The organism is Pseudomonas sp. OF001 (assembly GCF_904426495.1).
Taxonomy (GTDB): domain Bacteria; phylum Pseudomonadota; class Gammaproteobacteria; order Pseudomonadales; family Pseudomonadaceae; genus Geopseudomonas.
In genome coordinates, this window is sequence record NZ_CAJGBM010000012.1 from 149,746 (window position 1) to 171,109 (window position 21,364).

Genomic DNA, 21,364 nt, shown 5'->3' on the forward strand with positions numbered 1-21,364 from the left:
GGGCGCCTCCTCAAACCGTCAGCGGGCCGACGCGGCCCTTGCGCAAGGCTTCGATGACCGCATCGCGCGGGCCGTCGGCGACCAGCCGGCCGCCGTCGAGCACGATCAGGCGGTCGACCAGGCCGAGCATGGCCGGCCGGTGGGTGACCAGCAGCAGGGTCTTGTCGCGACAGCAGTCGCGCAGGCGGGCGCGCAGCGCTTCCTCGCTGGCGTTGTCCATCGAGCTGGTGGGCTCGTCGAGCAGCAGGATCGGCGGATCGAGCAGCAGGGCACGGGCCAGCAGCACCGCCTGGCGCTGGCCGGCCGAGAGCAGCTGGCCGCGCTCGCCTACCGGACGCTCGAAGCCCTGCGGATGCTGGCGGGCCAGGTCGGCGGCGCCGGTCAGCTCGGCGACCTCGAGCAGGCGCTCGTCGCTGACGTGGCGGGCGCCCAGGGTCAGGTTGCTGCGCAGGGTGCCGGCGAGCAGCGGCAGATCGTGGGCGACGTAGCCGATCTGCTGGCGCAGGTCGGCCACGTCGACCTGGCGCTGGTCGAGGCCGTCGAACAGGATCTGCCCCTCGTCCGGTGCGTAGAACCCCATCAGCAGGCGCGCCAGGGTGCTCTTGCCCGAGCCGCTGCGGCCGATGATGCCGACCTTCTCGCCGGCGGCGATGCGCAGCGACAGGCCATGCAGGGCCGGCTGGCCCTGCTCCGGGTAGGCGAAGTTCACCTGGCGCAGCTCCAGCGCACCGTGCAGGCGGGTGTGCTCCAGCGGCCGCTGGCGGCTGGCGCGCTCCTGCGGCAGGGCCATCAGCGCGTCGGTGCTCTTCATGGTCAGCTGGGCCTGCTGGTAGCGGGTGATCAGGCTGGCGATCTGCCCGAGCGGCGCCATGATCCGGCCGTTGAGCATGTAGCAGGCGACCAGCGCGCCGACGCTGAGCTGGCCGGCGACTATGGCGTACACGCCGGCGACGATCAGCGCCAGTCCGGCGAGCTGCTGGAGGAACAGGGTGCCGTTGAGCGCCACCGCGGAGAGCAGGCGGGCATGGCCGTCGAGGCGGGTGAGGGCGCCGTGGGTGTGCTCCCACTGGTGCTGGCGCTCGCCCTCGGCGCCGCAGCTCTTCAGGGTTTCCAGGCCGCCGAGGGTCTCGATCAGCAGTGCCTGGCGTTCGGCGCCCAGCGTCAGGCTGCGCTGCACGGTATCGCGCAGGCGGCGCTGGACGATGAAGGCGAACAGTGCGGTGAGCGGGAAGGCGAGCAGCGGGACGATCACCAGGGGGCCGCCGAGCAGGCCGATCACCAGCAGCATCAGCAGGGCGAAGGGCAGGTCGATCAGGCTGGTCAGGGTCACCGCGGTGAGGAATTCGCGCAGGCCCTGGAAGTCGTGGATGCTCTGCGCGAAGCCGCCGATGCTGGCCGGGCGGGCCTTCATGGCCATGCCGGCGATGCGTTCGAACAGGGTGGCGGAGAGCACCACGTCGGTCTTCTTGCCGGCGATGTCGAGCAGGCGGAAGCGCAGCACGCGCAGCAGCAGCTCGAACAGGGTGGCGAGCAGCAGGCCGGCGGTCAGCACCCACAGGGTCGACAGCGCCTGGTTCGGCACCACCCGGTCGTAGGTCTGCATGACGAACAGCGGCACGGCCAGGCCGAGCAGGTTGATCAGCAGGCTGGCGAACATGGCGTCGGTGTACAGCCAGCGCGACAGCCTGAGGGTATCGCGGAACCACGACTGCACCCGCGGAACCAGCGGCTCGCGCAGTTCCTCGAGTTCGTGGCGGGGGCGGGCGAACAGCGCCAGGCCGGCGTAGTCGGCGGCCAGTTGCTCGCGCTCCAGCCACTGCTCGCCGCCGTCCGCTTCGCTGGGCAGGATCAGCGCCCGGCCGTCCGCGCCCCACTGGCGCAGCACGGCGCTGCGGCCATCGCGCAGCAGCAGCAGTACCGGCAGGTTGAGTGCGGCGATGCCGTCCAGCGGCCGGCGCAGCAGGCGGGCCTGCAGGCCGGCGCGGGCCGCGGCGCGGGGCAGCAGTTCGGCGTTCAGGCGCTGCCCGGGCAGCGGCAGGCCGGCGCGCAGGCTGGCGCGGTTGAGCGGTCGGTCGTGCAGCCTGCAGAGGATCGCCAGTCCGTCCAGCAGCGGGTCGTCGTGATCGTGCTGCGGACCTTCGGCATTGCCGACCCGTTCCATGATGGTCATGGTGGTGGCCCCCCGGGCGACTTCCAGTGATTGTCGAGACGGGCGACCGACAGCCAGCTGCCGGTCGCCGGCACCGGCTTATTTCAGGGTGGGGAGGCGCGCCTGGCTCTGCACCTCGTTGATGGCCACGGCCTCGCTCGGCGGGACTACGTTCTGCTGGCGCAGCAGCTCGCCCATGGAGGCGATCACGCGGTACATCGAGAATTCCTCGGTGTAGCGGACTTCGGTATAGCGGCGGTTGGCGGTGAACAGCTCGTTTTCGCTGTCGAGCAGGTCGAGCAGGGTGCGCTGGCCGAGGGAGAACTGCTGCTGGTAGGCCTCGCGCACCCGTGCGCTGGACTCGGCGTACTCGCGTGCCTGCGGCGTTTGCAGGCGGGCGTTCTCCATGGCGTTCCAGGCCAGCATCAGGTTCTCGTTGAGCAGGCGCAACGCGTTGTTGCGGATGTCCATCGACTCGTTGATCTGGTGCGCGCTGGATTGCAGCTGGGCCTTGTCGCGCATGCCGTTGAACAGGTTGTAGTTCATGGTCACGCCGGCATACCAGCGGTTGTAGTGGCCTTCCTCGCCCTGGCGATTGTCGTCGGCATTGCCGGCGAGCTCCACGTCGAAGCGCGGGTAGAAGCGCGACTTGGCGGCCTCGTACTGCTTCTCGGCGGCCTGCACGTCGGCCTGGGCCGACTTGAGCAGCGGGTTGTTGCTCATCACGCGGTCGCGGGCGCTGGCCACGCTGTCCGGCAGCTGGCCGCGGATCGAGGTCGGAGCGCTCAGCTCGTCGGGCATGCGGCCGACGACGCTGAAGAAGTTGGCTTCGGCATCGGCCAGGTTGACCTGCTCGGTGTACAGGTTGTTCTCGGCCAGGGCCAGACGCGCCTGCGACTGGTCGCGGTCGGCGCTGCTGCCGACGCCGCTGCGGCTGCGCATGCTGATCTGGTCGTGCACGCGGCGGTGCGCCTGCAGGTTGTTCTCGGCCAGGGCGACCATCTCGCGGCGCTTGAGCACCTCCAGGTACACCTCCGCGGTGCGCAGCGCCAGGCTCTCGCTGGTACCCAGCAGGCGGTAGGCGCGCGAATCGACTACCGCCGCGCTGCGGGCGACCTCGTTGGGGGTGTTGAAGCCGTCGAACAGCATCTGCCGCAGGCGCAGCTCGGCGGTGCGTGCATTGAGGGTTTCCGTGTTGTGGTCGCCGAAGGCGCGGGTGCTCGGGTTGTCGGTGTGCTCGCGGCCGTAGCTGGCCAGCATGTCGACGGTCGGCAGGTAGCCACCCTTGGCGACCTTGAGCTGCTCGTCGGCAGCCAGGCGGCTGTTGCTGGCGGCGTGGATTTCCGGGTGGTTGTCGATGGTGCTCTGGATGGCTTCCGAGAGCGTCATGGCCGAGACCTGATTGAACCCTGCTGCCAACAGCAGTCCGACCCACTTAGGTGAGAGGCGCATGGGTGTCTCCTTCCGCTGGTGTCTGTCCACTCTTGATGGTCGTGCGCCAGATTTATGACTTCCGTTGCTGCCTGGCGCTTTGTCGTTCTACTCAAGAATGAAAGAACATCCGGGACTATCTGCTCAGAAGTGTTTTTCATAAGAAATATGAAAAAAAGGTCTGATGTCTTCTGAGAAACCGGCAAAGGTTGTTAGGAGAAGGCAATCTGCAGGAAGCAGCTATTCGCCGTTCCATGCAGATCGGAAAGCACGGGCGGAACACGAGGACGCCAGCCGGGGGAAGCTTGCCATTGCGGGGGACCGGTCTATCCGGATGAAACCAGGAGGGCGACGGCTTTTCGTCGTTCGCCGGCTGCCGTGTCGCCCCGCTTTGCCCCGTTTCGACTGACTTCGCTCGCGACATCCTCCCCGTACTGTCAGCGCTACAGGCAGGCCCCGCTGGGCGGTGGCTGCAGGAGGATGGACTCATGGCACGGTTGATCGGGGTCGTCAGGCAGGTGGTCGGCGAGGCGTTCGCGGTAACGACGGGCGGCAAGCGGGTGCTGGTCGAGGGGGACCGGCTGTTCGCCGGCGAGCAGCTGCAGACCGGCGCGGAGGGGGCGGTGGTCGTGCGGCTGGCCAATGGCGGGGAACTGACTCTCGGACGTGACAGCGGCCAGGTGCTGAGCACGCGGCTGCTGGGCGAGCGGGGCGCCGAGGAGGCGGCAGGGCAGGAGGCGAACGGCGTCGAGCAGCTGCAGCAGGCGATCAGGGCGGGCGCCGACCCGACGCTGAGCGCCGAGCCCCCGGCGGCGGGCCCCGGCGGCGACGCTGGCGGGGCCGGGGGCGGCGGCATCTCCTTCGTCCTGCTGGGCGAGACCGCCGGCCGGGTCGACCCGGAAATCGGCTTCCCGACCGGACCGCTGAGCTTCGTCCCGCTGCAGGCCGAGGAGCTGGTTCCCGCGGAGGACCCGCAGGCGGAGCCGTCCATCCCCACGCTCGAGATCGAATACTTCGACGATCCCAGCGCCCAGGTACTGATCGATCGGGCCGCGGTGGACGAGTCCGGCCTGCCCGCGGGCAGCCAGGCGGGCAGTGCGGAAACTTCGGCCTACGGGCGCTTCGTGGTGGATGCCCCGGATGGCGTGCTGGCGCTGCAGGTGCGTGATGCCGGTGGCAACTGGGTCAACGTGGCGGCGGGGGGCAGCGTGCAGGGGCTCTACGGCACCCTGGTGGTCGCCGCCGACGGTCGCTGGACCTACACCCTCGATGGCCCCGCCTTCCACCTCGGCGGCGCCGGCCTGAGCGGCGGCATGGACGTGGTCGGCGAGAGCTTCGTCGTGCGGGTCATCGACCGTACCGGCGACATGTCGGCGGAGCGTCAGCTGGACGTGACGATCGCCGACGATGCTCCGCGCGCGGTGGACGATACTCCCGAGATCCGCGAGAACGCGACGGATGCGCTGGCCGGCAGCGTGCTCGACAACGACCTGCATGCCAATGGCCAGCCGGGGGCGGACGGGCACAGCTTCGTCGCCTGGGACAATCCGCTGTCGACGGTCCTCTCGCAGTACGGCACGCTGCAGCTGAACGCCGACGGCAGCTACAGCTTCCTCCTCGACAATGCGCGGGCGGCGACCCAGGCGCTGCGCGAGGGCGATGTGCGCAGCGAGAGCTTCACCTACCGCATCCAGGACGGCGATGGCGACCCGGCCAGCGCCACCCTGACCATCACCCTGCGCGGCAGCAACGACGGACCGACCGTGGATGTCGATCCGGGCAATCCCGGCGGCATCGCCGACTGCGTGTACGAGGCCGGATTGCCCGGCGGCTCGGCGGCTGCCGGCGACGGCGAGTTCGCCAGCGGCACCTTCCGCCTGGGCGATGCGGACGGCCTGGACGATCTGGCCAGCGTCACCATCAACGGCCAGACCGTCGCCATCGACCAGCTGGCCGGCCATGTGTTCACCGGCAGCTACGGAACCCTGACCATCACCGGCTACGATGCGGCGACCGGTACCGGCAGCTACCTCTACCAGCTGAGCGGGCCGACCACGGACGGCCCCGGTGTCGAGCGCGAACTGTTCGAGCTGCAGGTGTCCGACGGCACGGCCGCGTCCGCACCCGCGCAGATCGCCATCGAGATCGTCGACGACCGTCCCAGCGCCGTCGACCAGGCGGCCCACGAGCAGAACACCCTGAGCAACAAGACCAACCTGCTGATCGTCCTCGACGTTTCCGACAGCATGAACGAGTCGGCCCAGTTCGGCGGCTACAACCGCCTGGAGGCCGCCCGCCAGGCGATCTGCGAGCTGCTCGAGCAGTACGAGGCGCGGGGTGAGGTGGCGGTCAAGGTGGTCATCTTCGGCTCCGCGGCGCAGGTGCTGGGCAGCGAGTGGCAATCCGTCAACGAGGCGATCGACGCCGTGCTGGCCATCGACGACCCGTCGGACTCCGACCTGACCAACTACGACGCCGCCCTGCAGGCGGTGATGAACAGCGCCTGGGGGCAAGCCGGCAAGCTGCCCGACGGGCAGAACGTCGGCTACTTCCTGTCCGACGGCATTCCCAAGCTGCCGGCCGGCAGCGTCGGCATCTCCGCCGCCGAGGAGGCCGCCTGGATCGACTTCCTCGAGGCCAACGGCATCACCATGCATGCCCTGGGCATGGGCTCGGGGGTGACCGAGGCGGCGCTCGATCCGATCGCCTACGACGGCGCCGCCGGGGCGGGCAGCGACGCCCAGACCATCACCGACTTCGCCCAGCTCAGCGATACCCTGGTGGACAGCGTGCGGGCCGCGTCGCTGGCCGGCAACCTGACCAGCGGTGGCGGCTTCGGCGCCGATGGCGGTCATGTGCAGTCGGTGACCGTGGACGGCGTCACCTACACCTACCAGCCTGCCGGGGGCGGCAGCATAGGCGTGAGCGGCGGGACCGGTGCCGGCAGTTTCGATGCGGCCAGCCACATCCTGACCATCACCACCGTCGCCGGCGGCCGCTTCGCGGTCGACATGGACGATGGCGCCTTCGTCTACACCCCGCCGGCCGGAGTCGGCCAGTCGGCCAGGGAGCACATCGGCTACGTGCTGATCGACAACGATGGCGATACGGCGGGCGCGAACCTGTCGCTGATCGTCGATGCCGCCTCGGGGCCGCTGGTGGTGCGCGACGACCGCGTGCTCAGCAACGTGCCGATCCAGTCCGGGCCGGACAGCCTGACGATTCCCAAGTGGGCGCTGCTGGCCAACGACACCGGCCCCAACAGCCACCTGCTGGCCCTGGCGGCCATCGCCGCATCGGCCAGCGGCGGCCAGGTGCTGGATGCCGGCTCCACGATCACCTTCATCGAGGGGGGGCAGACCGAGCGCGACGGGGGCAGCTTCAGCTACGAGGTTAGTCTGGGCGGCAGCGTGGTGGGTTCTGCCGACGTGCATCTGGAGCGCGATCCCGGCAGCGTGCTGGTCGGCAGCTACCTCGACGAGATCCTGCTCGGGCGCGAGGGCGGCAGCACCCTCAAGGGCGACAGCGGCGACGACATCCTCGTCGGCGGCTCCGGCAACGACGTGCTCGACGGCGGCTCGGGCGACGACATCCTGGCCGGCGGCGCCGGCAACGATACGCTGATCGGCGGCGCCGGCAACGATACGGCCAGCTACATCAGCGCCACGAGCGGGGTGCGGGTCAGCCTGAGCGAAAGTCTGATCGGGCAGTCGCAGAATACCGGCGGCGCCGGCACGGACCGCCTGACCGGGCTGGAGAACCTGATCGGCTCCCAGCACGACGACGAGCTGACCGGCAGCGCCGGCGACAACGTGCTGATCGGGCTGGGCGGCAGCGACCGCCTCGCCGGCATGGCCGGCGACGACACGCTCATCGGCGGTTCCGGCGACGACGCCCTGAGCGGCGGAGCGGGCAGCGATACCTTCGTCTGGCTCGCCGGGGACAGCGGCGTCGACCATGTCACCGACTTCGATCCGGGGCAGGACAGCCTCGACCTGAGCGATCTGCTTGCCGGCCTGGATCCGTCGCTGGGCATGTCGGAGCTGGCCAGCGTGCTGGGCAGTTACCTGACCCTCACCACCGGCAGCAGCACCACCCTCACGGTGAACCCCGACGGCGCCGGGCCGCTGCCGGCGAGCCAGACCATCGTGCTCGACGGCGTGAACCTGTCGACGGCCTACGGCTCCGCCGACCAGGCCAGCATCATCCACGCCATGCTCGACGACGGCTCGCTCAAGGTCGTCTGAGCCATCCCGCCCGCGCCGGTCGGCTCACCGCCGGCGCGGGCCTTTCCCCGCTCCCCTATTCGAGCTTCGCTCCCGGCCGCACGCCGCTTCCCGTGGCGGGCTGTTCGCTCTTCGGCCAGGGCGCCGGCACTCCGATCAGGCGCCCCATCATCCCGTGCACTCCCAGCTCGCGCAGGGCCTGCGCCTCGCCTTCGCTTTCCACCATCTCGGCGATCAGCGGCAGGTCGATGTTGTGGGTGGTGCGGCGGATGGCCTCGATGAACACGCGCCGGTCGGCTTCCCGGTCGAGGCCGTGGATGTGGCTGCCGTCGATCTTCAGCCAGGCCAGGCCAAGGTGGGTGAGGTTGCCGATCAGGCTGAAGCGTCCGCCGAAATGCTGTACCGCGAGGCCGTAGCCGGTTTCGCGCAGGGGCTCGCACAGGGCCGGCAACTGCTCGGCGCCGGGCAGCGTGCGCTCGTCCAGCTCCAGGGTCAGCAGGCCCGCCTGCTGGGGATGCCTGCGCAGGCTGTGAAGGATCAGGGCGAGGCTGACCTGGTCGTGCAGGGTGGCTCCGGACAGGCTCATGGCCAGCGGCTGCGGATGCTGGCGCAGGTGTTCGAGGACGTGCTCGAGCATCAGCCGGTCGAGGCGCGGCCCCCAGCCCAGACGGGCGACCCAGGGCAGGAACAGGCCGGCCGGTATGGCCTTGCCCTGCGGATCGAGCAGGCGCGCCAGCACCTTGTGGTGGAGCAGCGTGCGGTCGTCGCTGCGCACCACCGGCTGGAAGTACAGCTGCAGCTTGCCCTCGCCGAGCGCCTCGTCCAGCCAGTGGCGCCAGTCGTGCTGGTCGAGGCGGCAGACCGGGGTGCTCTCGTCCACGCGCTCCCAGGGCTGGTCGTAGCGCTGCTGGGCCTGGCTCAGCGCCTGGTCGGCGCGACTCAGCACGCCCTGGCGGCTTTCTCCCGGCTGGTAGGCGGTCAGGCCGATGTGCGCCGCCGGCTCGCAGTCGCTGGCGCCGGTGTCCTGCAGGCCGGCGAGCGTCTCGCCGAGTTCGGCCGCCAGCTGCTCGATCTCGGCGGTAGTGGCGCCGGGGGCGAGCAGGGCGAACTCGCCGCCGCGGCAGCGGGCGGCCAGCCAGTCGGGGTGTGCGAAGCGGACGCCAATCTGCTGCAGGCGCTCGCCGATCTCGCGGATCAGGGCATCGGTGCGCCCGGCGCCCTGGCGCTGGTTGAGGCCGCTGAGGTCGTTGAGGCGCAGCAGCAGCAGGTAGCCGGCGGCGTTCTGCTCGCTGGCCAGCAGCTGGGCGTCGAGGCGCATGTTGAGCAGGCGGCGGTTGGCCAGGCCGGTGAGGCTGTCCTGGTAGGCCTCGTTGCGCAGCCGCTCGCTGCGCGCCGCCTCCTCGTCGAACAGGCTGCGCAGCTTGTCGGCCATCTGGTTCATCGCCAGCACCACCCGGCGCAGCTCGGGCGTATGCGGCAGCGGCTGGCTGATGAACTCGCGGCGGCCGATGGCCTCGGCCTGCTCCACCATGCGCTCCAGGGGGCGCAGCTGGCGCTGCAGCAGCCAGCCGCCGAGGGCGGCGCTGAGCAGCCCGCACAGCGCCAGCCAGGAGAGGCTGCCCAGGGCGGCGTGCCACAGGCGGGCGAGGGCGAACTGCGGGTGGCTGACCACCTCGACCCGCGCGGCCTGCTGCCAGCCGCGCTGGATCAGCGCCTCGCCGCCTTCGGCGTGGAGGTCCACCAGGCGGGCGAACCAGCCCGGCACCTCGTCGCTGCGCGGGTTCATCTGCCGCTCGGCCAGCATGGCGCCGTCGTCCGCGCGCCGCACGCGGATGCTGGCGAAGTAGCCGCTGTCGAAGATCGAGGAGACCATCAGCTCGACCGTGGCCGGGTCATCGATGTGCGGCGTCAGCGCCACGCCGAGGGCGGTGGCGGCGTCCTGGGCGTGCGAGCGCAGCTGCGCGACGGTCTGCTCGCGGGAGCTTTCCAGGCTGGCGACGAAGCTGACGGTGAAGGCCAGCAGCAGGAACAGGCAGATGGAGAGGAAGCGTTGCTGCAGCAGGGTCATGGGGCCTCCTTGCCCGTGGTCCGGGCAAATCCTTCGTGGCGCATCTTGTTCAGCAGGTCCTGCCAGCGCGACAGGGTCTTGCTGTCGCCGCTGCGCTGGTTGCCGCCGGCACCCGGCAGCCAGACGCCTTCGGCATTGAAGGCATACACCGGCAGCAGGTCGGGGCGTTGCGAGGCAGGGCGGATATCGGGGATCAGGTTGTCCAGCACCAGCGGTTCGCTGGTCGGGGTGGCGTACCAGGCCAGCACCATGTGCGCCTGGTCGAGTTCCAGCGCCTTGACGTAGGTGATGCGCAGCTTCTCGCCGGGGACGCCGAGCTGGCGCAGGGTCAGGTACTTGGCGATGGCGTAGTCCTCGCAGTCGCCGGCCCCCTTCACCAGGGCTTCCAGGGGGGTGGCCCAGTAGTCGAGCTGCTGCCAGGTGCTGGCGTCGTCGGTGAAGCGCAGGGCCTGGTTGAAGAAGCCGTTGACCGCACGCAGCTGCTCGGCTTCGTCGAACCCGCCACCGTGCTCGATCAGCTGCGACCACTGCTCGAGGCGCTCGCGTCCGATGCCCAGGCCGCCGTAGCGCTGCTCGGCGAGGCGGATGATCCGTGCGAAGTCCCAGTTGGCCTGCACGGCGAGACCGGGCAGCAGGCTGGCGAGCAGGCAGAAGCCCACAAGCGCGCGCCTGCCGGTCGGCTGTCTCGTGACCATCCCGCATCGCTCCATCGCGCCGCTCACGCCCTGTCGGTTCCCTTCTGAGGATAGGCGCAACGCGGCCGGCTTGTCGGCAGCCGGCCGTCGCTAGCGCGGGTGCTGGCGCTGCGCGTCGTGGCTTTCCTGCACGAGGGGTTGCGGCGGGTTCTGCCGGTTGCTCTCTTCCTCCAGATAGGCCAGCAGGGCGCTGATCTCGACCTCGCCCAGGCGCAGGTTGGGCATGGGCACGCGGTTGTATTGCTCAAGCAGCGCCATGGCCAGCGGATCCTTCTCGGCCAGCATGCGGTCGGGCTCCCTGATCCAGCGGCTGAGCCAGGCCGGGTCGCGGCGGCGGGTCACGCCGAGCAGGTCCGGCCCGAGGCTGCGCAGCCCGGCGTGCCGGGTGTCGCCGAGGGTGTGGCAGGAGGCGCAGCGCGTGCGGTAGATCTGCTCGCCGGCCGAGGGCGTGCGTACGTCGGGGGCCTCGGCATAGTCGTTGTGCACGACGCTGGCCTGCTTCCAGTTGTGCAGGACGCTGCCGAGACGGTCGGCGAGGATGTACGGGTTCTCGAAGGGCGAGGCCTTCATCCAGCGGCCGGTGCTCTGGTTGCCGATGATCAGGCTCAGGTTGTGGTCGCGGGTGCCGCTGGCGTCGACCTGCTGGTCGTCCACCCCGTCGATGAACAGGCCGAGCTTCTGGCGCAGCAGGTTGATCTCGTCGTAGTCGCCGGTGAGGAACTGCCAGCCCGGGCCGATGTTGAACTTCTCGGTGTAGCGCTTGAGCACCTCCGGGGTATCGGAGATCGGGTCGATGCTGATCGAGTAGAGGAAGACGTCGCGGCCGACCCGCTCGCCAAGCAGGTTCTGCACCTGGCGCAGGCGGGCGGTTTCCAGCGGGCAGGAGTCGCCGCAGGCGGTGAAGATGAAGTTGATCGCCACCACCTTGTCCTTGATCAGGTCGTCGAAGAAGCGGACCTTCTGGCCGTCCTGGTTGATCAGGACGATGTTGGGGAAGTAGTCCCGCCCCCAGGGGGAGACGGAGCCGCTCGCCGCGCTGCTCTCGCTGGCGGAGGTGGCGGCCGCCGGACTCAGCGCGCCGAGCAGGGCGAGCGACAGCAGCAGCGTGGTGAGGACGGATCGGGCGGTGCGGGGCTGGCTGGACATGGCTTCGGCTTCCCGTGCTGGGTCCGCTGGCGGGCGGAGCTGGTTCGCCCTCGCGGGCAGTCCGTTTCGCAGGATCCCGCCCGCGTCCGGGGAACTCCCGGGCGCGGGCGGGAGGCTCAGAGCGCCTTGAGCGGTACCGTGACCTCGCCGTGGATCGAGCGGATGGTCGCTGTGGGGGCCGCTGCCGGGCCGCTGCCGGTGGTTTCCACGGAAAGCCGCCAGGATCCGGCAGAGGTCAGGGTGGCCTTGCCCAGGCTGAGAGGCCCGCTGCGGGTCGCGACCGTCACCTCGATGCTGTTGCCGCTCGGCAGCGAGGTCCGTCCGCTCAGTTCCCAGCGATAGCGGTTGCCGCTGCGCGAGCGGACCTCGGCAGTGGTGACCTTCAGGTCTTCGGCACTGGGCGCCGGGTTGACCGCCACGCTGATCGTGGCCGGGCTCGAGACGCCGCCCTGGGCGTCCCTGGCCGAGTAGGTGAAGGTCGCGGTCAGGGGCTCGCTCAGCGTGGTCGGCGGGGTATAGAGCACCCGGTCGCCGTCGGTGCTGGCGCTGCCTTGGCCGTGGAACGGCGGGTTCAGGTCGACGATGCTCAGCGGCTGGCCTTCCGGATCGCTGTCGTTGGCCAGCACGTCGATGCTGATCGCCGCGCCAGCCCTGGTGCTGGCGCTGTCGGCCATGGCCACCGGCAGCTGATTGGCGGGCGGGGTGCCGCCGCCACTGCCGCCGTCGCCGCCCGTACCGCCATCGCTACCGCCGGTGCCGCCATCGCTGCCGCCGGTATCGCCTCCCGAGCTACCGCTGCCGCCGCTGCTACTGCGGGCAGTGGGAAGGGCCACCGAGCCGGCGTACTGCACGCCATCCCAGGTCGGCAGGGGCGTCGGCATGAACTGGAACTGGCCGGGGTGCTCCAGGTCCCAGCGCAGCAGCATCGCGGTGTCTTCGTGCTGGGTGTTGTGGCAGTGCTCGACGTAGGTGCCGGCGAACTCGCGGAAGCGCAGTGCCACCTCGACCTCGATGGAGCCATCGACCTCCGGCCCGACGCGATAGACGTCCTTGCGCGCCCACTTCTCCCACTCCGGCGGCTCCCGGCCGTCGCGGCTGAGGATGACGCCCTCCTCGAAGTGCACGTGCACGGGATGGCTCCAGCCCCCGCCGCCGTTCTCGATGGTCCATACCTCTAGGGTGCCGTCGCCGCTCCAGCCGGCGTCGGTCGGACCGTTGGCCAGCTGGGGCGCTGCCGAGATCCGCCGCGGGTCGGCGGCATAGCCGAGGCCGCCGTCGGTCTTGACGGTCCAGGGTTCGGCATCGGTGCCGTCGGAGCGGCCGAACGTGAAGTGGCGCTTGCGGGCCTGGGCGAGCTTGGCCCGGTCGGCAACGCTGTTGCGGTCGATGGTCAGCGGGATCATCTTCTTGCCGGCGGCCTTGCCGGGCTTGGCCGGCTCGTATTCGGCAGGGTTCATGCTCAGGTCATTGCCGCCATAGGTGACGACCCGCAACTGCAGGAACTTGCCGACCACCGGATCGCCGTCCCGCCAGCGCGCGCCTTTGCTGGTCTGGTCGAGGGTCGCCTTGTATGCCTCGGACAGCACCTCGCCAAGCGACAGCTCCTTGTTCGACGGGCCCTTGCCGGTGTCGTGCTCCATCAGGTTGACGAGGTAGAGGCGGTCTCCCGGGCGGATGCCGTGCCGGGCGAAGTCGATGATGATGTCATAGCGCTCGGCGATGGCCTGGGTCGGCAGGATGCCGTGGTGGTCCTTGCGGTCGCCGTCGCCGTCCAGATCCATGCTGCCGTCGAAGGGCACGGCGTGCTCCATGATGTTGCCGTCGTTGGCGATCATGTGGAACGGCACCCGGTCGTAGGACACGCCCGAGCCCTTGGGCCCCTTGAACTCGCCGCCGCTGCCCTGGATCTCGCGCACCACGGCGATCTTGAAGTAGCGCGACACCGAGCCGTTGAGGAGGCGGAAGCGGTAGCTGCGTGCGCGCACCTCCATGTAGGGCTTGTACAGCCAGTTGACCACCATCTGGTCGCCGAGGAAGCCGTCGGTGTTGAACGGGTTGAACCACAGCTGGCCCCGGTCGTCCCAGGCCTTGTCGGCCATCACCAGGTTGACGTCGTAGTCGCGGTTGCCCCAGGGCAGCGCCGAGCCGCTGGGGAAGCGCAGGTTGACGCCGTCGTCGAACGCCTCGTTGCCGCGGTCGACGGCGCTGTAGTAGTTCATCACCGCGGCGTTGCCCTTGTAGACGTTCTGCGCGGTGAAATCGAGCATGTGGTCGTGGAACCAGTGGGTGCTCATGGTCTCGCGCCAGTCGCCGCGAATCCTGATCTTGCCGTCGTCGCCACAGGTTCTCGGGCCGGGGTTGAGGTCGTTGACCCAGAGGGTCTCTCCCGGTGCGCAGGGGAAGGCGGCTCGCGGATCCTCCGCCCTGGTGTTGATGCTGTCGTAGCCGGCCAGCTGCACCGGCCAGCGATAGTCGTAGTACTGGCCGGGGAAGAAGAAGGCGTTGGCGAAGCCGTCGCTCTCGGCCGGGACATGACCGTTGTGCTCGTGGGTGCTGATGGTGTGCAGGCCGAAGCCGCGGTTGGCCGCCGGGTCGATCGGCAGGGCGTTGTAGTGGCGCATCAGCATCGGCTGGCCGTAACGGACCATCAGCAGCTTGGGCGGCAGGGTGCCGTCGAAGGTCCACAGCGACTTGTGATTCTGCACCGGCATGTTCGGGTGGAGGCGGATGCCGATGCCGGCTGTGGTGCCGGCGGTCGCTGGCGTGCCGGCGGTGTTGTGGTAGAGGCCGCCGGGGCCGAATTCGCCGACCGCGTAGCCGTGCAGCTGCCGGCCGTTGCGCACGCCACCGTTGACCCGCGCCCCTGCCTGTACCGTCTTGAACGCGGCCTGGGGATAGAACTCGTTCCAGCGCTGGTGCGACCAGCCCTTGCCCGGCGGGCGGCCCTCGGCCGGCGAACTGACGTAGCGGTTGAGGAAGTGCTCGATCTGGGACTTCCACGGGTTGGGGTCCAGCACGTTGGAGTACTGGGCCGGGAACGGGAACAGCCCCGGCTGCCTGAGAAAGTCGTCCAGCGCCGAGGAGGGCGGACCGCTGCGGGCAACGCTGAGCGGATCCTGGGCCGGAGCCGGGCCGAGGCTCGGCGGTGGCAGCGGCAGGGTGCCGGCCGGGGCGCCGGGGTCGAGCCTCTCCAGGCCGAACTCCTCGAAGCGCAGCACCTGCTGGGTGAAGGGCTGGGCGCCGAACAGCGGGCTTGCCGTGCCGTTGGTCGGGTAGTTGAACGAGGTCTGCTGCAGCGGCTGCAGCACGTTCTCGGCGGTCGGCGTGTTCTTGTCGCCGCTCACCCCGTTCGGCAGGTCGTAGGCGCCCTTGTTGGCCTTCGGCCAGCTCTCCATCTCGTGCAGCGTCTCGTCCGGATGCTCCGGAGCATCGACGTAGGCCGAGGGGTCGGTCGGCGGCGGCTGGCTCTCGTCGTCCAGGGAGCCGGCAGCGCTGCCGGGCAGGCTCAGGGTCGCCAGGATCGCCCAGGCGACGGCCGATAGCTGGAACAGGCTCGCGGAAGATGATTTCTTGTCCATGTTGTCCTCACCCTGCTGCACGGATAGACGCAGACGCGCGTGCATTGTCGGGCGCGCGTCGACCATCGGAACGATGGCGTTCACCGCGACTGGATGCTCCACGACGGAGGAGAACGGCGACTCGGCGCGGGTCGGCGCCGTTGCGGAGCCGATCAGGACGAGAGGTCTTGCCTCGGTGCTTCCAGTGCATACCGGATTGCGCGGCCGGTTGCTCCCGGCCGGGCACTGCTTCCGTTGATCGAGCCCTTCCCGTGATGCTTCCCGTGATGGCAGAAAGGTATCGTCAGTGGAGACCAAGCAAGCATGGTGCCAGGCGGCACGGAGCCATCGCCAGGCGCGGCAGCCAAGGGCGGGCAGCGCCTGCCCCCCAGGCGAGGCCTCGTACCTGGCGTCGGGGGGTGGGGAACTTTCCCCGTGGCTGGGGGTATCGGCCCCGGTTGTGGGGAAGGCGCCGTCCCTCAGGGCCGGCCGAGAGTCTTCTGGCGGAGGATGTAGAGGGTCACCAGCACGGCGCTGGTCAGCATGAACAGGCGGGCCGGCAGCAGCGGCACCAGGTAGCAGGACAGCAGGATGCTCGCCCACATCAGGCCGATGGCCCAGGCCTTGGCGCGGAAGGGGATGCCCTGGCCGTCGAGGTAGTCGCGGATCCACGGGCCGAGGCGCGGGTGGGTGACCAGCCAGACGTAGACGCGCCGCGAGCTGCGCACGAAGCAGGCGGCGGCCAGCAGCAGGAAGGGGGTGGTGGGCAGCACCGGCAGGAAGATGCCGAGCACGCCCAGCGCCACGCTCAGCCAGCCAATGCCCAGCAGCAGCCAGCGCAGCCAGGCGTGACGGATCTCGGCGGGTTCGCGTGGCGCCATGCGGCGCGGCTCAGTGCTGGCGGGGCTTGAGCAGCGCCGGCTTCTCTTCCGGAGCCTGGCAGAGCAGGAACAGCGCGGTGAGCAGCTCGGGGATCTGGTCGATCATGCTGTCGACCAGGTCACGGTCGCTGGCGATCTCGGCGAACTCCGGCTCCTCGTCGAACAGGCCGGAGCCGACCATGATCGGCAGCAGCAGCTCGCTGACCTCGTCCTCGGCGTTCTCGAACCACACGGCCTCGCGCAGGAACACGCCCTCCATGAAGCCGATGCACCAGCCGCGCAGGTCGGAGTCGTCGGGATCGTCGCCCAGGTCGAGATCGCAGGGCAGCTCCATGTCCTCGTCGCTGGCCAGCTGACGACCGATATGCGCCTTGAGCTGGATCAGCGAGGCTTCGATCTCCTCGCGCTCGGCGTCGCTGCGGTAGTGCGGCGGCTCGGCGAACAGGGCGTCGATCCACTCGCGCTCCGGTACCGGATCGGGGCAGATGGACAGGGCGGTCAGGTAACCGTGGGCGGCCACGTAGTCCAGCGCTTCCTCATGCAGGTCGTCGGCATCGAGAAAGGCTTGCAGGCGGGACAGTTGCTCGGCGAAGGACATCGGGACACTACCTCGGGAAGAATGCGCGCTCGATTGTAGACGAGCAGTGGGCGCGCTGCCAGGCGAGTGGCGCACGGAACCGGGTGCGGGCTGGCGTATAATGCCCGGCTTCATCCGGAGGCCCCATGCTCGATTCCGCCCTGCGCACCCTCAAAGACGTGTTCGGTTACGACGCTTTCCGCGGCAACCAGGCGCGGATCATCCAGCACGTGAGCGAAGGCGGCGACGCCCTGGTGCTGATGCCCACCGGCGGCGGCAAGTCGCTGTGCTTCCAGGTGCCGGCGCTGCTGCGCGACGGCGTGGCGGTGGTGGTGTCGCCCTTGATCGCGCTGATGGACGACCAGGTCGCCACCCTCGACGAGCTGGGCGTGGCGGCGGTGGCGCTGAACTCCACGCAGACGCCCGAGGAGCAGCGCGAGATCGCCGAGCGCCTGCGCCGCGGCGAGATCAAACTACTCTACCTGGCCCCCGAGCGCCTGGTGCAGCCGCGCATGCTGGCCTTCCTGCAGCGCCTGCCGATCGCCCTGTTCGCCATCGACGAGGCGCACTGCGTGTCGCAGTGGGGCCACGACTTCCGCCCCGAGTACCTGCAGCTCGGCCAGCTCGCCGAGCTGTTCCCCAACGTGCCGCGCATCGCCCTGACCGCCACCGCGGACAAGCGCACCCGCGAGGAGATCGTCCAGCGCCTGCACCTGGAGCAGGCCGAGCGTTTCCTCTCCAGCTTCGACCGGCCGAACATCTTCTACCGCATCGTGCCCAAGGATCAGCCGCGCAAGCAGCTGCTGGCCTTCCTCGCCGGGCGTCGCGGCGACGCCGGCATCGTCTACTGCATGTCGCGCAAGAAGGTCGAGGAGGTGGCCGCCTTCCTCTCCGAGCAGGGCTATCCGGCGCTGCCGTACCACGCCGGGCTGGCCAGCGAGCTGCGCGCGCACAACCAGAAGCGCTTCATCAACGAGGAAGGGCTGATCATGGTGGCGACCATCGCCTTCGGCATGGGCATCGACAAGCCCAACGTGCGCTTCGTCGCTCACCTCGACCTGCCCAAGTCGCTGGAGGCCTACTACCAGGAAACCGGCCGCGCCGGCCGCGACGGCCTGCCCTCGGAAGTGTGGATGGCCTACGGCCTGCAGGACGTGCTGTTCCTGCGCCAGATGCTGCAGAACTCCGAGGGCGACGAGCAGCACAAGCGCGTCGAGCGCCACAAGCTGGAGGCCATGCTGGCGCTGTGCGAGGAGTCGCGCTGCCGTCGCCAGGCGCTCCTGGCCTACTTCGACGAGGAGCTGGCGCAGCCCTGCGGCCACTGCGACAACTGCGTGGAGGGCGTGGAGACCTGGGACGCCACCGAGGCGGCGCGCCTGGCGCTGTCGGCCATCTACCGCAGCGGCCAGCGCTACGGCGTCGGCCACCTGGTCGACATCCTGCTCGGTCGCGAGAGCGACAAGGTGCGCTCGTTCGGCCACCAGCAGCTGGCTGTGTTCGGCAAGGGCAAGGACCTGGCCGAAGCCGACTGGCGCACGCTGTTCCGCCAACTGGTGGCGCGCGGCCTGGCCGACATCGACCTCGACGGCTTCGGCGGCCTGCGCCTGACCGACGCCTGCCGGCCGCTGCTGCGCGGCGAGGTCAGCCTCGAGCTGCGCCGCGATCTCAAGCCGCAGCGCGCGCAGCGTTCCAGCGGCGGGCCGAGCCAGGCCAGCCAGCTGGTGCGCGGCGACGAGCGGCCGCTGTGGGAGGCGCTGCGCACCCTGCGCCGCAAGCTGGCCGAGGAGCACAGCGTGCCGCCCTACGTGATCTTCCCCGACGCTACCCTGCTGGAGATGCTGCGCAGCCAGCCGCAGTCGCTGTCCGAAATGGCCCAGGTCAGCGGCGTCGGTGCGCGCAAGCTGGAGCGCTACGGCCAGGCCTTCCTCGACGTGCTCACCGACAGCCCCGCGGCGCCGGCCGTACCGGCGGTGGTCACCGACCTGCGCCACGAGCTGGTCAGCCTGGCCCGCTCGGGCATGACCCCGGCGCAGATCGCCCGCCAGCTCGACTGCTCGGAGAAGAACGTCTACAGCCTGCTGGCCGAGGCCATCGGTCGCCAGCAACTGAGCCTGGAGCAGGCGCTGGACCTGCCCGAGGACCTGCTCGGCGAGATCCACGACGCCTTCCTCGACGGCGACGGCGAGCTGCCGCCGGTGGCGGCGCTGGCCGAGGCATTCGACGGCCGCGTGCCGCTCGGCGTGCTGCACTGCGTGCGCGCCGCGCTGGAGGTCGAGCTGGGCGCCTGAGCCGGCGCACTGTCCCCCATCGGGTTGCTGACGGGGGAGAGTTGCGGATAAATACTTAGCAGGCTAATGTTTAGCTTGTTGATATTTAGGAGGGTATGAAATGGCGCATTCCGATCACCGCCTCGGCGCCGAGGTCGCCCTGCTGGCGCGCACCTGGCGGGCCGAGCTGGACCGCCGCCTCAGCCACCTCGGCCTGTCGCAGGCGCGCTGGCTGGTGCTGCTGCACCTGGCCCGGCATGCGGAGGCGCCGACCCAGAGCGAGCTGGCGGCGCTGGTCGGCGTCGAGTGCGCGACCCTGGCGCGCCTGCTCGACGGCCTCGAGGCGCAGCAGCTGGTGCGCCGGGTGACGGTGGCCGAGGACCGCCGCGCCAAGCGCATCGAGCTGCTGCCGCAGACCGCCGCGCTCATCGCGCAGATCGAGGCGATCGCCGGCGAGCTGCGCAACGAGGTGCTCGCCGACATCGACCAGCAGGAGCTGGAGGTCTGCCAGCGGGTGCTCGGCCGGATGCAGGCCAACCTGGAGCGGCTGTGATGGGGCACGACCTCGATGCCTTGCGCGAGCGCTTCGGCGCCCGCTACCCGGCCTGGCTGCTGGCCCTGCTGATCCTCTCCACCATGACCATGGTGCTGGCCTCCACCAGCGTCAACGTCGCCCTGCCGGCGATCATGGCCGAGTTCGCCATCGGCCGGCCGCTGGCGCAGTGGCTGATCACCGGCTTCCTCGCCGCGATGACCTCGGGCCTGCTGCTGTCGTCCTGGGCGCAGGCGCGCTTCGGCGCCCGGCGCACCCTGCTCGGCACCTTCGGCCTGTTCATGGCCACCTCGCTGGTGGCGCCGCTGGTGACCTCGATCTGGCCGCTGATCGGCCTGCGCATCGTCCAGGGGCTGTGCGCCGGCTTGGTCCAGCCGCTGGCCATGGTGCTGATCTTCCGCTCTTTCCCCGACCGCGGCCGCGGCCTGGCGCTCGGGCTGTTCGGCCTCGGCGCGATGATGGCGCCGGCGCTGGGGCCGACCCTGGCCGGCTATGTGGTCGATCACTTCGGCTGGAGCGCGATCTTCTGGCTGCCGGCGCCGATCTGCGTGATCAGTGTGATCGGCGGCGCCCGCCTGCTGCCGAGCTTCCGCTCGCTGACCCCGCCGCGCCTGGACGTGCCGGGCTTCGTCCTGCTCAATCTGGCGCTGTTCGGCATCCTCGGCGGTCTGGCCGAGGCGCAGCGCTTCGGCTGGCTGGCCGGCGTGACCCTGGTGCCCGGCGGCATCGGCCTGGCCTGCCTGGCGGCCTTCCTCTGGCGCTGCAGCCGCCACGAGGCGCCGCTGCTGCCGCTGCGCCTGTGGCGCAACGCCAGCTTCCGGCGCACCAGCTGGGTGGCGATGGTGCTCGGCGTCGGTCTGTTCGGCGTCACCTACCTGATCCCGCTGTACGTGCAGACGGTGGAGCACTACAGCGCCGCCGACGCCGGCCTGGTGCTGCTGCCCACCGGCCTGGTGCTGGGCGTCGCCGCCTTCGTCGGCGGCTGGCTGAGCGACCGCCTGGCGGCGCGCTGGCTGCTGGTCGGCGGTCTGGTGCTGCTGGCGCTGTCCGCCGCCGGCCAGGCGCTGCTGGGCGACGAGGGCGGCTTCTGGGCGATCTGCGCCTGGGCTTCGCTGGGGCGCTTCGGCCTCGGCGGTATCCTCCCCGGGGTGAGCACCGCGGCGGTGCAGGACCTGCCGGCCGAGGAGCTGTCCAGCGCCACCGGCGCCACCACCTTCATGCGCCAGCTTGGTGGGGCGCTGGGCATCAACCTGCTGACCTTCTTCCTCGAATGGCGTCACGAGGCCGAAGGCGGCGATGCCCTGGGCAACGCCCTGGCCTTCCAGCAGAGCTTCTGGCTGCTGGCCGCGCTGTTCGCCCTGGCGATCTGGCCGGCCTGGCGCCTGCGCGGCAATCGCTGAGGCGGCGGGCGGGGCGCTATCATGGCGCCCCGCCCGTTTTCCGTTCAGGACCCCGCGATGAGCATCGGCAGACCCGAAGTCGAGATCACCTACTGCACCCAGTGCCAATGGCTGCTGCGCGCCGCCTGGCTGGCTCAGGAACTGCTGTCCACCTTCGGCGACGATCTGGGCAAGGTCAGCCTGGTCCCGGGCACCGGCGGGGTGTTCCGCATCACCTGCGACGGCGCGGAGATCTGGGAGCGCAAGGCCGATGGCGGCTTCCCCGAGGCCAAGGTGCTCAAGCAGCGGGTGCGCGATCGCATCGACCCGCAGCGCGACCTCGGCCACAGCGACCGCCCGCGCCGCGAGTGACGAAGTGCGCCGACGAGCGGCGCACTTTCCCGGCTGTGACTATGCTGCGTTAACGAGGCCCCG

Annotated in this window: 13 protein-coding genes; 5 read left to right on the top strand and 8 right to left on the bottom strand. The window is 70.1% G+C overall.

Going from position 1 to position 21,364, the window contains the following annotated elements; genetic code table 11:
* Positions 1-10: 10 nt before the first annotated feature.
* Both RA210_RS08925 and RA210_RS08930 read right to left on the bottom strand, forming a co-directional pair.
* Complete coding sequence (locus tag RA210_RS08925) at positions 11-2,170, bottom strand: type I secretion system permease/ATPase (protein ID WP_201486153.1); 2,160 nt, start codon at positions 2,168-2,170, stop codon at positions 11-13.
* Positions 2,171-2,248: 78 nt separating this feature from the next.
* Positions 2,249-3,601: a TolC family outer membrane protein gene (locus RA210_RS08930; protein ID WP_136488474.1), complete on the bottom strand. Its 1,353-nt coding sequence runs from the start codon at positions 3,599-3,601 to the stop codon at positions 2,249-2,251.
* Between the two features lie 467 nt (positions 3,602-4,068).
* Here RA210_RS08930 and RA210_RS08935 point away from each other — a divergent pair, with 467 nt between their 5' ends.
* Positions 4,069-7,827: a retention module-containing protein gene (locus RA210_RS08935; protein WP_201486154.1), complete on the top strand. Its 3,759-nt coding sequence runs from the start codon at positions 4,069-4,071 to the stop codon at positions 7,825-7,827.
* Positions 7,828-7,882: 55 nt separating this feature from the next.
* Here RA210_RS08935 and RA210_RS08940 read toward each other — a convergent pair whose 3' ends face one another.
* From RA210_RS08940 to RA210_RS08965, 6 genes are all read right to left on the bottom strand, one after another.
* The gene (locus RA210_RS08940) at positions 7,883-9,874 is read right to left on the bottom strand and encodes a bifunctional diguanylate cyclase/phosphodiesterase (protein ID WP_201486155.1); all 1,992 of its coding nucleotides are present in this window, start codon (positions 9,872-9,874) and stop codon (positions 7,883-7,885) included.
* Entirely contained in the window at positions 9,871-10,569 is a 699-nt protein-coding gene (gene lapG, locus RA210_RS08945) for a cysteine protease LapG (protein WP_136488471.1), read from the bottom strand. Before lapG ends, RA210_RS08940 begins: the two co-directional genes overlap by 4 nt.
* A 90-nt stretch (positions 10,570-10,659) precedes the next feature.
* Positions 10,660-11,715: an SCO family protein gene (locus RA210_RS08950; RefSeq protein ID WP_201486156.1), complete on the bottom strand. Its 1,056-nt coding sequence runs from the start codon at positions 11,713-11,715 to the stop codon at positions 10,660-10,662.
* 116 nt (positions 11,716-11,831) lie between these two features.
* Positions 11,832-15,293 carry an Ig-like domain-containing protein gene (locus RA210_RS08955; protein WP_201486350.1) on the bottom strand — a complete coding sequence of 1,154 codons (3,462 nt, stop codon included), beginning with the start codon at positions 15,291-15,293 and terminating at the stop codon, positions 11,832-11,834.
* A gap of 458 nt (positions 15,294-15,751) precedes the next feature.
* The gene (locus tag RA210_RS08960; RefSeq protein WP_136488469.1) at positions 15,752-16,153 is read right to left on the bottom strand and encodes a YbaN family protein; all 402 of its coding nucleotides are present in this window, start codon (positions 16,151-16,153) and stop codon (positions 15,752-15,754) included.
* A gap of 10 nt (positions 16,154-16,163) precedes the next feature.
* Complete coding sequence (locus RA210_RS08965) at positions 16,164-16,751, bottom strand: UPF0149 family protein (RefSeq protein WP_136488468.1); 588 nt, start codon at positions 16,749-16,751, stop codon at positions 16,164-16,166.
* A gap of 125 nt (positions 16,752-16,876) precedes the next feature.
* Between RA210_RS08965 and recQ the strand changes: the two genes are divergently transcribed.
* The 4 genes from recQ (at position 16,877) to RA210_RS08985 (ending at position 21,301) form a co-directional block, all read left to right on the top strand.
* Complete coding sequence (gene recQ, locus RA210_RS08970; RefSeq protein WP_201486157.1) at positions 16,877-19,018, top strand: DNA helicase RecQ; 2,142 nt, start codon at positions 16,877-16,879, stop codon at positions 19,016-19,018.
* Between the two features lie 100 nt (positions 19,019-19,118).
* Positions 19,119-19,550: a MarR family transcriptional regulator gene (locus RA210_RS08975; RefSeq protein WP_136488466.1), complete on the top strand. Its 432-nt coding sequence runs from the start codon at positions 19,119-19,121 to the stop codon at positions 19,548-19,550.
* On the top strand, positions 19,550-20,950 hold the full coding sequence (locus RA210_RS08980) for a DHA2 family efflux MFS transporter permease subunit (protein ID WP_201486158.1): 1,401 nt from the start codon (positions 19,550-19,552) through the stop codon (positions 20,948-20,950). The genes RA210_RS08975 and RA210_RS08980 overlap by 1 nt, the downstream gene beginning before the upstream one ends.
* Before the next feature lie 57 nt (positions 20,951-21,007).
* Positions 21,008-21,301, top strand: a complete 294-nt coding sequence (locus RA210_RS08985) for a SelT/SelW/SelH family protein (protein ID WP_201486159.1) — start codon at positions 21,008-21,010, stop codon at positions 21,299-21,301.
* The last annotated feature ends 63 nt before the right edge of the window (positions 21,302-21,364 follow it).